At 68.7% G+C, this 14577-nt stretch carries 13 protein-coding genes and 1 pseudogene; 7 read left to right on the forward strand and 7 right to left on the reverse strand.

Annotation, left to right across the window (positions count from 1 at the left end; translation table 11 throughout):
• The first annotated feature begins 151 nt into the window (after positions 1-151).
• Entirely contained in the window at positions 152-1594 is a 1443-nt protein-coding gene (gene gndA / locus OHT74_RS06575) for an NADP-dependent phosphogluconate dehydrogenase (protein WP_328619669.1), read from the forward strand.
• A 367-nt stretch (positions 1595-1961) separates the two neighbouring features.
• Here gndA and OHT74_RS06580 read toward each other — a convergent pair whose 3' ends face one another.
• From OHT74_RS06580 to panD, 3 genes are read right to left on the reverse strand one after another with little or no spacing between them, the layout of a single operon-like run.
• A complete protein-coding gene (locus OHT74_RS06580; protein ID WP_328619670.1) occupies positions 1962-2630 on the reverse strand; it encodes an arylsulfatase in 669 nt (222 codons plus the stop codon).
• Positions 2624-2977 carry a GNAT family N-acetyltransferase gene (locus OHT74_RS06585; RefSeq protein ID WP_328619671.1) on the reverse strand — a complete coding sequence of 118 codons (354 nt, stop codon included), beginning with the start codon at positions 2975-2977 and terminating at the stop codon, positions 2624-2626. Before OHT74_RS06585 ends, OHT74_RS06580 begins: the two co-directional genes overlap by 7 nt.
• 15 nt (positions 2978-2992) lie before the next feature.
• Positions 2993-3412, reverse strand: a complete 420-nt coding sequence (gene panD / locus OHT74_RS06590; protein ID WP_328619672.1) for an aspartate 1-decarboxylase — start codon at positions 3410-3412, stop codon at positions 2993-2995.
• A 646-nt stretch (positions 3413-4058) separates the two neighbouring features.
• On the opposite strand from panD, the gene OHT74_RS06595 reads away from it, so the two are divergent.
• Positions 4059-4751, forward strand: coding sequence for an AbiV family abortive infection protein (locus tag OHT74_RS06595; RefSeq protein ID WP_328619673.1), 693 nt, complete (start codon positions 4059-4061; stop codon positions 4749-4751).
• Between the two features lie 425 nt (positions 4752-5176).
• On the opposite strand, the gene OHT74_RS06600 is transcribed toward OHT74_RS06595, so the two are convergent.
• From OHT74_RS06600 to OHT74_RS06610, 3 genes are all read right to left on the reverse strand, one after another.
• Positions 5177-5563 carry a restriction endonuclease gene (locus OHT74_RS06600; RefSeq protein WP_443047295.1) on the reverse strand — a complete coding sequence of 129 codons (387 nt, stop codon included), beginning with the start codon at positions 5561-5563 and terminating at the stop codon, positions 5177-5179.
• The gene (locus OHT74_RS06605) at positions 5464-5880 is read right to left on the reverse strand and encodes a hypothetical protein (protein ID WP_328623501.1); all 417 of its coding nucleotides are present in this window, start codon (positions 5878-5880) and stop codon (positions 5464-5466) included. Before OHT74_RS06605 ends, OHT74_RS06600 begins: the two co-directional genes overlap by 100 nt.
• Before the next feature lie 596 nt (positions 5881-6476).
• Positions 6477-6662 carry a hypothetical protein gene (locus OHT74_RS06610; protein ID WP_328619675.1) on the reverse strand — a complete coding sequence of 62 codons (186 nt, stop codon included), beginning with the start codon at positions 6660-6662 and terminating at the stop codon, positions 6477-6479.
• 37 nt (positions 6663-6699) lie between these two features.
• On the opposite strand from OHT74_RS06610, the gene OHT74_RS06615 reads away from it, so the two are divergent.
• On the forward strand, positions 6700-7281 hold the full coding sequence (locus OHT74_RS06615; RefSeq protein WP_328619676.1) for a hypothetical protein: 582 nt from the start codon (positions 6700-6702) through the stop codon (positions 7279-7281).
• Between the two features lie 133 nt (positions 7282-7414).
• On the opposite strand, the gene OHT74_RS06620 is transcribed toward OHT74_RS06615, so the two are convergent.
• Positions 7415-8224, reverse strand: coding sequence for a hypothetical protein (locus OHT74_RS06620; RefSeq protein WP_328619677.1), 810 nt, complete (start codon positions 8222-8224; stop codon positions 7415-7417).
• A gap of 493 nt (positions 8225-8717) precedes the next feature.
• On the opposite strand from OHT74_RS06620, the pseudogene OHT74_RS06625 reads away from it, so the two are divergent.
• From OHT74_RS06625 to OHT74_RS06640, 4 genes and pseudogenes are all read left to right on the forward strand, one after another.
• Positions 8718-8990 (forward strand): annotated as a pseudogene (locus OHT74_RS06625) (transposase); the annotation flags it as partial.
• Between the two features lie 287 nt (positions 8991-9277).
• A complete protein-coding gene (locus OHT74_RS06630) occupies positions 9278-9688 on the forward strand; it encodes an SseB family protein (protein WP_328619678.1) in 411 nt (136 codons plus the stop codon).
• Positions 9685-10167, forward strand: a complete 483-nt coding sequence (locus tag OHT74_RS06635) for a hypothetical protein (protein ID WP_328619679.1) — start codon at positions 9685-9687, stop codon at positions 10165-10167. Before OHT74_RS06630 ends, OHT74_RS06635 begins: the two co-directional genes overlap by 4 nt.
• Positions 10167-14576 (forward strand): putative T7SS-secreted protein, encoded by a 4410-nt coding sequence (locus OHT74_RS06640; RefSeq protein WP_328619680.1) that lies wholly within the window; start codon positions 10167-10169, stop codon positions 14574-14576. Before OHT74_RS06635 ends, OHT74_RS06640 begins: the two co-directional genes overlap by 1 nt.
• The last annotated feature ends 1 nt before the right edge of the window (position 14577 follow it).

Raw genomic sequence — 14577 nt, forward strand, 5'->3', positions numbered from 1 at the left:
ACCTAACGGCGCGATCAGAGCATGACAAGGGGCGCAACAGGGCGCATGTTCGCGGAAGTTGACAAGCTTTCGCATGGCGTGGGATGTGCAGGTATATCTGCCCGTGTAGCGTCGCTTTCACCCGCACATCGAAGCACTCAGGAGCGCATGCATGAGCAGCACGGCCCAGATCGGTGTCACCGGGCTCGCGGTGATGGGAAGCAACCTCGCCCGGAACTTCGCCCGCAACGGCTACACCGTCGCCGTCCACAACCGCACGGTCGCCAAGACCACGGCCCTGGTGGAGGAGTTCGGGCACGAAGGGAGCTTCGTCGCCGCCGAGTCCGCCAAGGAGTTCGTGGACGCGCTGGAGCGGCCGCGCCGTCTGATCATCATGGTGAAGGCCGGGGAGCCGACCGATGCGGTGATCCGCGAGTTCGCCCCGCTGCTGGAGCCGGGCGACGTCGTCATCGACGGCGGCAACGCGCACTTCGAGGACACCCGGCGGCGCGAGAAGGAGCTGCGCGAGCAGGGCATCCACTTCGTGGGTGCGGGCATCTCGGGCGGCGAGGAGGGTGCGCTGCTCGGCCCGAGCATCATGCCGGGCGGCTCCGCCGAGTCGTACGCCTCCCTCGGTCCGATGCTGGAGAAGATCGCGGCGAAGGCCTCCGACGGCACGCCGTGCGTCTCGCACGTCGGCCCCGACGGCGCCGGACACTTCGTCAAGATGGTGCACAACGGCATCGAGTACGCCGACATGCAGCTCATCGCCGAGGCCTACCACCTGCTGCGCGAGGTCGCGGGCTACTCCCCCGCGAAGATCGCGGAGACCTTCCGGGCGTGGAACCGGGGCCGGCTGGACTCGTACCTGATCGAGATCACGGCGGAGGTGCTCGCCCACACCGACGCCGAGACCGGGCGCCCGTTCGTCGACATCGTGGCCGATGCGGCCGAGCAGAAGGGCACCGGCCGCTGGACCGTGCAGATCGCGCTGGACCTGGGCGTGCCGGTGTCGGGGATCGCGGAGGCGGTCTTCGCCCGTTCGGTGTCGGGCCACGCGGAGCTGCGTACTGCATCCCGGGGGCTCGCGGGCCCGGCGGCCGCGCCGCTGTCGGCGGAGGCGGCGGACGCCTTCGCCGCCAAGGTGGAGCAGGCTCTGTACGCCTCGAAGATCGTCTCGTACACCCAGGGCTTCCACCAGATCCTGGCGGGCAGCGAGGAGTACGGCTGGGGCGTGGACCCGGGCGCGGTGGCCTCGCTGTGGCGGGGCGGCTGCATCATCCGGGCGGCGTTCCTCGACCGGATCCGCACGGCGTACGACGCACAGCCGGATCTGCCGAGCCTGCTGGCGGACGCGGGCTTCGCGCAGGAGATCGGCGAGGCGCAGGACGACTGGCGGGAGGTCCTGGTGGCGGCGGTGCGCCATGGCATCCCGGCCCCGGCGTTCGCGGCCTCACTGGCGTACTACGACGCGCTGCGCGCGGAGCGGCTCCCGGCGGCCCTCACCCAGGGGCAGCGGGACTTCTTCGGGGCGCACACCTACCGGCGCACCGATCGCGAGGGCTCGTTCCACACCCTCTGGAGCGGCGACCGCTCCGAGGTCCGTACGGCCTAGCTCCCCGGGCGGCCCGGCTCCGGGCGGCCCGGCTCCGCGCCCAGTTCCTGCTCAGCGGTCCCTGCTCAGCGGTCCCTGCTCAGCGGCCCGGGCTGCGGGATCGGCGCGGGCCCGGGCGGCGGCGGTACCGGGTCGGGCTCGGGCACCGGCGCGGGTACGGGCGGCACCGGCCGCGGAATGGGCTCGGGGTCCGGGAAGGGGTGCGGCCCGGGCGTGGGCGGCACAGGATCCGGCCCGGGGACGGGCGGCTGCGTCTGTTCTTCGTTTCGCACCATATGCCCTACCTTCCCCGGATCCGGGCCCGTACGCCCGGTGACCTCGCTCACCGGGCGTACGGGGCCACCGGGCGGCGACCGCCGCCGTCAGGTCACACGGGCTGCGCGAGGAGCGCCGCCGCGAGACCCGGGGCCGGGCTCGAGAGGGTCGGCGTGGGAGTCGTCGTCAGGGGCCCCGCGTCGGCCATCGAGGCCTGGGCCAGGACGATGACGTCCGCGTCGGTGACGGCGTCGGCCGCCTCGGCCACGAGGCCGAGCGAGCCTGCGATGTCCCCGACCGCGAAGCGGTCCCAGGCCCCGGCGACCAGGTGCGTACGGACCGACACCGGGCGGCCGGCCCGCTCGGCCTCCTCCGCCACCAGGGCGACCGTCGGGGCCAGCGTCGACTCCACGGTGGCCAGGACCACGATGCGCGGGCCGGTGCGGACCGCCTCGGCCGCCATCGGACGGTCGACACGGAGGACCGGGACCCCCAGCTCGGGGGCCAGGGACTCCGCGACGCCGCCGATGCTCGAGCAGGTGACGAGGACCGGGCCGCCGGAGCCGGCCAGCAGCTCCCGCAGGTCCGGAACCACCGAGTCCGGGCCCTCCGTACGGGCCCGGTCCAGCAGCTCCGGCACCACGAGGTGGCGCAGCACCGCGCCGGGGTGGTCCCGGTCCCGCAGGGCTTCGAAGACCGGCACGTGGACCGGTGAGGTGTGCAGCAGCGTCAGGCTCGCCGGGTGCGTCGGGTGCGTCGCGTTCGCCGGGTCGGTCACCACAGGTCGGGGCTCGCGTCGAGCTGCGCCTTCGCCGCCGCCACGACCGCCGCCGGCGCCTCGGGCGCCTGGTCGGGGTGGCGGGCGGCCCAGCTCGCCGCGTACGGGCACAGCGGAACCACCGGCACCCCCTCGGCGGCGGCGATCCCGTAGAAGCCCTTCACCAGGTCCCCGGCGATCCCCCGCCCCTCGTGCCCGGGCTCGACGATGGTGTGCACCGCCACCAAGGCGTGGGGCGCCGCGTCGAGCACGAAGTACGCGATGAGGCCGACCACCTCACCGTCCTCGACGGCGAGCAGCCGTCCGGCCTTGCGATCGTCCTTGAACTCGATGGCTCCGGTCTGCGACATGGTCCCCGACTCCCCTCAGACAGCCACCGCGTGGGGGCTGCGCTCCTGGTCCGTTCCCGGCACCGGGGCGGACGGGTCCGCGCCCAGCTCGATGATGCGATTGTCCGCGTCGACGTGCACGACGCGGGGCTTCAACACCCGCGCCTCGGCGTCCTCGACCTGTGCGTAGCTGATCAGGATGACGAGGTCCCCGGGGTGTACGAGGTGTGCGGCGGCGCCGTTGATCCCGATGACCCCGGAACCGCGCTCGCCCTCGATGACGTACGTCTCCAGCCGCGCCCCGTTGGTGATGTCCACGATGTGGACGAGCTCCCCGGGCAGCAGATCCGCCGCGTCGAGCAGATCGGCGTCGACGGTCACGGACCCGACGTAGTGCAGGTCGGCCTGGGTGACGGTGGCCCGGTGGATCTTGGACTTGATCATGGTGCGCAGCAATTTGAGCTCCTAGAAGACGGCTCCCTGCCGGCTTTCTGCAGGTCAGGGGCGGTCTCACTCTACACCGACACGCGTCGGATCGAAGATTAAAAGGAACATCGATTCCCGCTGACGAGAAGGCTCCTTGCCTGCACGTCCGTGCGAGCCCGGCTTCTGTGGCGCCGCCGAACAGGCGTCGAATCGGACAGCCACCTCGGAAGGTTCGGGGAACGATGCTGACCAGATGCTGACTTTCCTGACGACACATCAGGCATGTCAGGGATGCAGGACAACTCACTGCGCGGACCGCGGCGCCGAAGGCAGAAACTTGATCTCCATGATTGCGGACCTCGTGAACCTGGGGGTCCCACTGAGGTGGTCCGAGACTTGGACGAGGCCCGCTTGCTCGGGAACTGGAGCCTGCAAAAAAGGGCTCAGCTTCTCTTACGCCGAAGTCGCCGACGTCGCCTCTCTGATCAAGGAGGCCGCGTTCCTTCGCTACGTCCAACCAGAACAGCGAGCAGCGTTGCGTGCAGCCCGTCAGGCGCGGGCGCGACGGACACCGGACGACAGCACCCTGAGACCACGCGCCTGGTATGCAGGCCCACGCCAAAAGCGACTACGGGCTCGAACCGCAAGAGCCGAGCCCGCAGGGCACACTGACGCCATGGTCGAGATGAGCCCCGGGCAGGCACGCAAGTTTTGGAAGGCGTTGGTGGACAACGCCTCCGCGTTGATTGCCGACGCCCACACCCTGCTGGCCGCCGGCTCACACGGGCGGGCACGATCTCTCACCGTCCTGGCGCAGGAAGAGCTCGGGAAGGCGCTCTGGGTCTACGACGTCTTCCAGAGCGCCTGGAGTCAGGGGGATGAGGCGCCACGCAGGGTGGATGCGCTGGCCACGCACGGCCGCAGCCACACCAAGAAGTACCTCGAGGCTGTCGTCTTCGGCGATGAGCTCGCGGCATTCTGGGGTGACTACAGCCGCGTGCGCGCGATGGGATCCGACGTGTCGTGGGAGGAGGCCCACCAGCAGCGGCAGGCGGAAGCCGAGACCGCGGCGCGCGAGGCCAACCTCGCCAAGCAGCGGGGCTTCTACGTTGACCGCGATAACGACGGAGCCATCCTGTCTCCGACGGCCATTCCGGCCGGGACGACGGCAGACGACCTGCAGACTGCGGCCCAGGTGATCGAGATGCTACTCATCCAGGATCACAGCCGTATGAAGTTCGATGCCGTGACTCCTTACGACAGCACCCACCAGCAGCAATTCCGTCTGCTGCCGGTCTCCCATCCAGAAGACTGGGCCGCCGCCTCCGGAGCACCCGATCGGGAGGCGGAGCACGATGGCCCCCAGTAGGACTCGGCCGGTTATGGGCGTCAGAGCTGACTCAACGGGACGCTCCGCCTGCCGAAGGTCCCCGAACGTCGCGCCGCCGACAGAAGCGAAGCAGAAATCCACGGTCAGAGGCCCGCATCCCCGGGGCGCCTGCGCGCGAGGTGGAGGTGGGCGAGGTCCTGATGAAGCCACTCATATGCGTAATCGATGGCTGGCGTGTCCCGGAAGACCTGCGGTTCCGACTCGACAACTGCCGTGTATGGGCGACTCCAGCTTCCATTCTCGAGAGGACGCACGACTCGCGTTCCCAGGTCGAATTGAGGCTGGTGCACCACCCAGTTCCTTCGGCCTTGCTCGATAGGCCCAGTGCTCCCCGATCTCCATGCATCCATTGAGCCAGCCCGACGGGCTATGGGGTCCCTCAACGACAGAATCCGGGGTTCCGCCTACTCGTACGTCTTCTTCCGGCGGGCGCGGTGTTGGCGGTCTCCCTGGCCAGAGCCGTTGACAGAGGCGAGGGAGGGCAGTGCGGCGCCGTTGTTCCACAGGCCGAGGTGTTCTCGGTGGACGGCCATGACGCCGTTCTGCGCGGCGCAGCGCTCGGCAGGGCCGCTGAAGTAGGTGGTGGTCACGAAGATCGCGACGTCGGCGGCGAGGTGCACTTGGGAGCCGAGGAGGTTGCGGACCTCGCTGTTGGAGATCTTCCGCTTCGGGTTGTAGCGCTTGCACTGGATCACCATGGTCCGCCCGTCGGGCAGCCGTCCGCGGACGTCCGCGCCATCGTCGTGCGAGCGACCGACCCGGCGCACGTCGGTGCATCCGTCCGTCGACACAGGCCGGCCACGAATTCCTCGAACGCCGGGCCGTCCATGGCGTCGACTTCGATGAGGGTCCGGTGGCCGGTGTTGACCGCGTCCTCGTGACGCCACGTCCGATCACCGCTGCTGATGAGCCGGTCCGTCTTCCACAACCACCAGCCTCCACCGGACACAGCCCCGATGACCAGAGTCCCGACGAGGTAGGGCCAGATCACGGCCCATGACGACGTGAGCACGCCCAGGACGGCGATACCGCCAACAGCTCCCGCGGCGAGCTGGTCGTCCCGACGCTTACGCCGGGACGACCAGCGCTTCGGCTTTCCAGCTGCCACCCGACTCCTCCCCCTTGTCGCCGGCCGCCAATGTGGGTGAGGAACTGCGCAGGCGTAAGAGCGCCTGTTGGCCGTGGCTCACCCTCCCCGCAGCAGGGCCCCGTAGCAGCAGCGTGCCCACGTACGCCCTGTGCGCGCCCCTGCCCCGCTGCATAGCTTGCGATGTTGGTCTGTCACACCCGAGCGAGCCGTAACGTACTGAAGGAGCTCGTCCAGCCCTCCAACATCTCCGCTCATTCCAGCACCAGGCTGGTCGGCAAGGTCGATGAGGCCGCCGCCGAGGACGACAAAGCCCGCAAGGAGAAGGAGCTCGAAGAGCTCCGGCGCAAGTCGGGTCTGCGCCCCATACCGACGAAGGAGCTGGACCGGACCGTCCAGCTCCTGGGACGTCTTGCACACCCTCGGCCAGGCCATCGCCCTGTCTCGGCGAGGAGCCGGCCGCGGGCTCGCGGAGCACTGGCGGTGCCTGAAGTACAGCCAGGCTCGCGGCGCCGAGTCCTTCATGACGCTCTCGGCAGAGGGCCGGGAGACCGCGGACTCCTGCGGGCCGGCTGGGCCCTCACCAGCCGTGACCCCGGGCCGCGATCCGGCTACCGCTACCGGCCACAGTTCTTCGCCGAGGTCTGGAAGCCCGGCGAGCCGTCGTTGGCCATCCCGATCGCCTGCAAGGGCAACCACAGCAACGCCGCCACATCGCACACCCAGCTGGCGTCCGCCTCCGCCCATGTCGAGGCAGTCCACATCGGCGCATGGAACCAGACGCCAGCCTTGGTGTTCAGCACGGAACTTCCGACCGAGGGCCCCCTCACGGTGCACGCCTTGCAGGCACGAGGAACCGGCGGCCGGCTGAGCGGCGCACCGAACGCCCCCGACAACCACCTCGATCAACCCGTCGACGACGAGAACATCTACCCGGGAATCCAACGGCCCCACGAGGGCGACGCCCCGCCAGCGCCCGAGCCGGGGTTCCACGTCCAGCCCGAGCACTATCCGTGGTTTCGGCGCGTCCTCGCCCGAACCGCCGCCGCCGGCCTGACGGCCTTCGCCGGAGACGGCACGGCCACCGCGCAGTACCTGACCAAGAGGCAAGGACAGCGCCACTTCACGGGCCTGATCCATGCCGCCACCGACAGCGTCCAAGACGCGTACGTACAGCTCCACGGCATCGACTTCGTCGGCACCGATCACGTCTTCCGTCTCAACAGGACCCGGGTCGAGGCGTTCTCCGGAGTCGCGAAGGACCTCTTCCGCCATCTCGAGAACGGCCAGTTGGAGCGGTACCGCACCGAGGTCCATGCCCAGCGGAGGACATGGCCGCTGCTCGGATGGGACTCGAAGTGGGACGGCCCGGTCTCCGTCCATCAGGACGCCTCCGTACTCGCGATGCGCGTACTGACCTGAACCTGCCGGGGAAGGGGTGATGGTGTGGCGCCCGGGTGCACTCGGGCGCGACACCCATCCATCACCGCCGGTGTGAGTGGGAGCGGAAGGGCTCCGATCCGGAAGAGTCCTGGCAGCTCACAGGGCCCGTCTGTCAGGCGTCTCGTCGCGCCTCGTGCCCGGCCAGCTGCACTCGTAGCCGCTCCGCCTCGGCCTCGACCCGGCGCAAGCGGCGCTCCAACACAGCGCGAGCCGGCGGCGGGTTTTCGGGCTTCGGCGCCTCATTCCGTGGAATGAGCCAGCCCACGCACTGATACGCGACAATCGCGCGAGCGTGGGGACACGTATGGCAAGACCGCTCCGGCCTCGGACGCGGCCAGCCTGCCGCCAGCATCCGGCGGGTGTGCTCACGTTGGTTTTCGGATTGAAGCATCGGGTCTGAATCCCAGACCTGCTCGAATTCCTCGATCATCTGTTTCACCCTCGTGGCCTCGGCCAAGCGCGGCCCGTCATCGGGTTTCCAGTCGAGGGCTGGCGCTACGACCTCTTCGACGTGTCCGCAGGCCAGCGTCACCTTCCAGAAGGCCGACGTGTGTACTTCATCGTGGCGGATCACGGCCCACACCTCGGCACCGGCCCATTCGGGGGGTTCCACCGGGCCCGCGGGAAAGCTCCCCTCTTGCCGGTCTCCCCACTCAACGATGTCGCGGTAGGGGCCATCAGCGGAATCACCGTGCCGGCAGTACACCTGTCCCGGCGGCAATGCTCCACCGTCCCCGACGCCACGCCACTGCCTCTCGCTCGGCGGGATGCAGTCACCCGGTGTCAGCAGCTCCTTGATGCAAGCGCAATCCAGCTGAACCCGCCAACGGTAGTACCGGTCCGGGTCCGGCGCGAAGAACGGCCACAGCACCGGAGGAATCCCTCTACGGCGCTCGAAATTGAATTCCTCGTACTCGCGCAAGACGTTCGTGCGCCGCCTTGCCCGGCCGGGAATCCGACGCGCTACAGCTGGTGGGCGCACACCTACGGCAGAGTCGGTCACGTTCGAGTCCTCTCGCTCAGCGAAACACTCCTGCCGACGCTAGGAACCCTGAGATCGAATCGCTGCCGGAATAGCGCTCGCTTCGCCTGAACGAAGGAGACGAAGCTGCCGCCGCCCTACTCTGCACCCTCGTCATCCGATGGATGACTGCACCCGTGTCGCTGGCGAGGACGGCCGGGCGCGGCCTCAACGACGTCGGGCTCCACGTGACAGGGGCCGTCACGACGCACCGACAAGCCCCCGGCGCCAGCAACATGCGCGACTGCCAGCGGGTGTGCTTCCGTGAGCAGCCCCAGGGGCCGATGTGGACCGATTGCCGACTAAACCCCCGTCGCCACGCCGCTGACCTGCAGAAACGTCCAGGTGTCAGATGCAGGGCTTAAATATTGTCCGAAACATGAAATAACGCCCGAAATTCCCGAGCCTGTTCTCCGTCAACGCCGCCTGGCTCGAGCTCAGCTTCGCGGCCATCGACCTTCTGGCCTGGACCCGCGTCCTGCTGCTGGACGGCGAGCTGGCTACCGCCGAACCCAAGAAACTCCGCTACCGGATCCTGCACGTCGCTGCCCGTCTCACCCGCGGCGGCCGTCGCCTCCACCTGCGGATCGCAGCAACCTGGCCCTGGCGACACCAACTCGCCGCCGCCTTCCACCGTCTGGCCGCCCTACCCCGCCCCGCCAACTGACCAGCCGCCCCGGCCACCTACGACACGAAAGACCTTGGAGAACCCGACCAACGCGCCGGGTCCCCACAATGCCCACCGCCCGACACCGCCTCGATCGACCCCACAGCGTCACCTCGTCACCCCAAGCGAAACAGCGAGGCTAGTCGACGTTACGACGTGGGCTCACCGGGGGCAGACTGCGTCTCTGGCACCTCTTCGATAGGCGCTACGGCGTCTGCGATTCCATCAGCCGACCGGCAGGCGGACTCCCACCGAACAAAGCTCACGAATATGTGATCATGTATGACATGAGCATGAACGGGGGCGGTGTCGAACAGCCCGGTGGCCGGATGACCTTGGCCGACCTTGTGCGCCAGGAAACGGTCGCGCGCATGTCGGAAGTGGAGAAGCTCGCTGCCGCTCGTGAGATGCGCCTGTACTTCCAACGGCCCGAGCAGCCGGGCTTCCTGGTCTCCGAGACCGAAGCCGGGCCACTGGTACCGCTGTTCACCTCGGTGGAGGGCTTGGCTCTCTTCGCAGGAGCGTGCGCCTGGGCGTCGACCACGGTCGGAGACATCGTCGAACTCCTGCCTGATGGGGTGCGGGCCCTGGTCGACCCGCTCGGCGAGCGCCCCTTTCTGCTGAATGTGGAGGCGCTGCGCGAAGTGGAGACCACGGAGGGCAGGAACCTACGGGACGACGGAGGATCAGGGCGTTGACCAGTCATGACGCCATGTACGGACGCCAGAGCGGTGACGGCACAGCACCCGGCGGCGGCTACTCGATCCAGTTCACTGCCGTGCGGAAGATGATCGACCCCTTGGAGGAGTCGGTCGTTGCCGCGCGCATGGTGAAGGACCACAAGGACAGACTCGCAACGCATCTCCAAGGGAATGCGACCTTCGAAATCCTCAACTCCGGAAAGGGCTTTCTTTCGGCCTGGGGATTCGGCATGGGCCAGGTCGCCGAGCACGCCGACGAGGTGGTGGCACGTCTCCACGAGGTGATCGCCGCTTACATCCTTGCCGACCTGCTGGCCGTCGAAAACTTCTCCCCGACCCCGGACAACATCGCCAAGCTGCCCGCCGGCAGCGTCGGCAAGTGGACCTGGGAGCACGTCGGCAAGCCCACGTTCGACCCGCCCAAGACACTCCTACAGGAGGAGTGGCCGCCGGACCCCACCGAGGTGAGTGCATAGTGCTGGACGACAGGCCCGCCCCGGAGCGGATACCCGCGGGCAGCACGCCCAAGGACCTCATCTACGGCGATCCGGACAAGGTCGACGATCTGGTCATCGAACTACGTGCGTACGCCGGGGCGTTCCACGACGGCGTCGGTCAGCTCCAGGTCCTGGAGTTTGAGGAATGGTCCGGTGAGGGTGCGAGCGCCTTCAAGCAGGCGACCGAACGACTTCCCAAAGAGCTAACCTCGGCCAACAAGCACTTCCTCGATGCCGCGGATGCCCTCGACGCTTACGCGGACAAGCTCCGCGCGGTGCACAAGCTGTGCCTGCCGATCATCGAAGACGCGGACGAGGCCAGGGCGGCCTCCAAGAAGTACTGGCAGGACGTCAAGACGTACAACGACGCCGTGGAGCGCCACGACGACCCCCTCCCCGAACGCCCCTCGGAAAGCGACCCGGGCACGGCCGCCATGACCGGCTGCATCGGACGGCTCGACAAGCTCATCGAAGAGCTCCAGGCCGTCGTGGACGCCTCCGAGCGCAAGCTCAACAACGGCGCCAAGGAGGCCCCGGACAAACCCAAGGGCTGGGCGGCGGTGAAGGCCGCCGCCGGCGACTACTGGGGTGGCTTCAAGGACGGCGTGGACGGCCTCGTGGACCTCGTCGAACCGCTCGCCGACAAGGACCTGAACGGCTTCGCCATGCAGCTCGCGGGAATGGCCGACGGGGTCGCCTACGGTGCACAGCATCCGACGGAGTTCGCCAAGGCCGTCCTCAACTGGGACGAATGGTCGCGCAACCCGGCCCGTGCCGCCGGACAGCTGAGCCCCGACCTCCTGCTCGCCCTCGCCACCGGGGGCGGCGGCGCACTGGTGCGCGGCGGCAGCGCGGCCAAGGCCGCTCTCAAGCGCCTGACCGACCGCGGCAGCGCCCTGCGTCGCGACGGCAGCGCCGGCGGCCGAGTGGACGGGCAGCCGGGTAAGTACGACAAGTGCGGCGACGACAAGTGCACCACCGGCGAACCGATCGACGTGGCCACGGGCGAGATGGTCATGTCCGTCACCGACGTCACCCTTCCCGCAGCCCTCCCCCTCGTCCTTGCACGCAGCTTCGTCTCCGGGCACACATGCGGCGGCTGGTTCGGCCGAACGTGGGCCGCAACCCTCGACCAACGCCTGGAAATGGACGCCAAGGGCATCGTCTACGTCGCCGACGACGGGATGCTGCTGCGGTACCCCGTTCCGCGCCCCGAAGCGGACACCCTGCCTGTCAGCGGCCCGCGCTGGCCACTGCGCTGGGACGGGAAGCCTGGCGGCGCCATGACCATCCACATGCCGGAACGCGGGCGGACCCTGCATTTCGCCCCCCTGCCCGCGGCCGACGCGACCGAACTCGCCCTCCGGGCCATCACCGACCGAAACAACCATCGCATCACCATCGCGTACACCGCGGAGGGCCACCCCGAGCACATCATCCACTCCGGCGGCTACCGCATCGCCGTGGACACCGACCCGGTCAAGCTGCGCGTCACCTCCCTGCGCCTCCTCAGCCCCGGCACGGACGAGCGCGGCGTGACCCTGGCTTCCTTCGGCTACAGCGCGGCCGGTGACCTCACCGAGGTCGTCAACTCCACGGGCGAGTCGCTGCGCTACGCGTACGACGCCGAACACCGCATTACCTCTTGGACTGACCGCAACGGCACGAAGTTCGGCTACGTCTACGACCGGCACGGGCGTGTGCTGCGGACCGTCGGCTCGGACGGCATGATGACCGGCCGCCTCCACTACAACGACGCGGCGCGCACCACGGTCTACACCGACTCCATCGGCAACCGGACCACCTACGTCTACAACGAGGCGTACAAGGTCGTCGCCGAGACGGACCCCCTGGGCAACACCACGCGCACCGAGTGGGACGAGACCAACCGGCTTCGCCTCGCTGTGACGGACCCCCTCGGCCACGTCACCCTTTACGTGTACGACGACTGCGGACGCCTGTTGAGTGTGCAGCGCCCGGACGGCACAATCGGAGCAGCCGCGTACAACGAGCTGGGTCTGCCGGTGGAAGTACGGGAGCCCGACGGCGCGCTGTGGCGTCACACCTACGACGCGCGCGGCAACCGTACGTCGACCGTCGACCCGGCGGGTGCCCGGACCGATTACGCGTACGACGTCCACGGCCACCTGAACCGCGTCACCGACGAGCTGGGCCACACCACCGCCATCGCCACCAACGATGCCGGTCTTCCCATGGCGGTCACAGATCCGCTCGGCCACACCACGTCCGTCCGCCGCGGCCCCCACGGGCGCGTCACCGCCGTGACCGATCCCCTGGGACGTACCACGAGGCAGGGCTGGACCATCGACGGCAAGCCGGCGTGGAGGGAGCGTGCGGACGGTACCCGCGAGACCTGGCAATGGGACGGCGAGGGCAACCTCGTCGAACACTCGGATTTCGCCGGCAACATCACGCGCCACACCCACACGCACTTCGACCTACCCGCCACCCGCACTGAACCGGACGGCACGCGGTACGCCTTCACCTACGACACTGAGCTGCGGCTGAAGCAGGTCACCAATCCCCAGGGCCTGACCTGGAACTACGACTACGATGCCGCCGGCCGCCTGATGTCCGAGACGGATTTCAACGGCCGGAGCCTCAGCTACGCCTACGATCCGGCTGGACGGCTCGTCTCCCGTACCAACGGGGCAGGCGAGACACTCCGCTTCACCCGGGACGCCCTCGGCCGGGCCACGGTCCGGCGCGCGGACGACGGAACCGAGACGGTGCACGCCTACGATGCAGGGGGCCGCCTGGTCATGGCTGCCAACCCGGACGTCGAGATCCACAGGACGTACGACGTCCTCGGGCGGCTCGTCAGCGAGTCGGCCAACGGCGCCACCAGCATCTACACTCACGACGCTCGGGGCCGCCGTACCTCGCGCCGTACGCCCGCCGGCGCGCTGTCCGAATGGACGTACGACGCCGAAGGCCGGCCCGTGGCCCTCAGGACCGCCGGCAGCCAGCTGGACTTCCGGTACAACGCGGTGGGGCGCGAGATCTCCCGCACCTTCGGCGACGACGTCGTCCTCACGCAGACCTGGGATGCGGTCGACCGTCTGACGACTCAGTCGCTCACCAGCCGCCCGGACGCCAGTCAGACCCTCCTCCAGCACCGCACGTACGCCTATCGGGCGGACGACCACGTCACCGAGATCCGCGAGCTGACCAACGGGACCCGGCGCTTCGACCTCGATCCCATCGGCCGGGTCACGGCCGTCCATGCGTACGGCTGGACCGAGCGGTACGCCTACGACGACCTCGGCAACCTCGCGCACACCGCCGTGCCAGACCATCCCTCCAACGGCGACCACGAGCTCGGCGGAACCCTGATCCGGCGTGTCGGCCGGACGCTGTACGAGCACGACGGCCAAGGGCGGCTCGTCCGCCGCGTCCGCAAACTCCTGAACGGGCAGCGGCGCACGTGGACCTTCACCTGGAACGCGGAAGACCGACTCACCTACGCGACCACTCCAGAGGGCGACCACTGGCAGTACACCTACGATCCGCTCGGCCGGCGCACCGCCAAGGCGCGCCTCGATCCCGGCGGCGCGGTCGTGGAACGCACCACCTTCACGTGGGACGGCACCCGCCTGGTCGAGCAGGCCACTTTGGACGGTCACACCACCACCTGGGACTACGCACCGGGCACGCACCGTCCCCTGGCGCAGGCCGACCACCACACCCAGGAGGAGTTCGACGCCCGCTTCCACGCGATCGTCACGGACCTCGTCGGCACCCCGATGGAGCTGGTGACCCCCGACGGCCGCATCGGCTGGCAGTTCCGCACGACGGTATGGGGCGCAGACCTCCCGGCGCCGTCAGGCACGACACCGGTCGTCTGCCCGCTTCGATTCCCGGGCCAGTATCGCGACCAGGAAACGGGCCTCGACTACAACTGCTTCCGTTACTACGACCCCCAGTTCGCCGGCTATGCCTCACCCGACCCACTCGGTTTGAGCGCCGCGCCCAACCACCACGCCTTCGTACCCAACCCCTTCGTCTGGTTGGACCCGCTGGGACTGAAGTGCCTCGACCCTGATGACCAGGTCCGGCATGATTCCGCACGCGAGACCGCCGTCGACAGCGACGGCAAGATGAGGGGTGAGGAGGACAGCCCTGGCGTCAGGATGGTCGACGAGGTGGAGCTGGAGAGGATCCGCCTGGACCTGCACGCGAAACTCGGCGATCCCGAGGTCAAGCCCACGCCGAAGGGCAACATCGAGGTGTGGCAGTTGTCGGACGACCCTAAATCGACCGTGACCTATCGGCCGTTCAGCAAGTCCGGCGGAGCGACCATTGACTACAACGACGTGGACGGGCTGGACATGAAACGATTCCACATCCCACAGCATGGGGACTGAG

The organism is Streptomyces sp. NBC_00354 (assembly GCF_036106915.1).
Classification (GTDB): domain Bacteria; phylum Actinomycetota; class Actinomycetes; order Streptomycetales; family Streptomycetaceae; genus Streptomyces.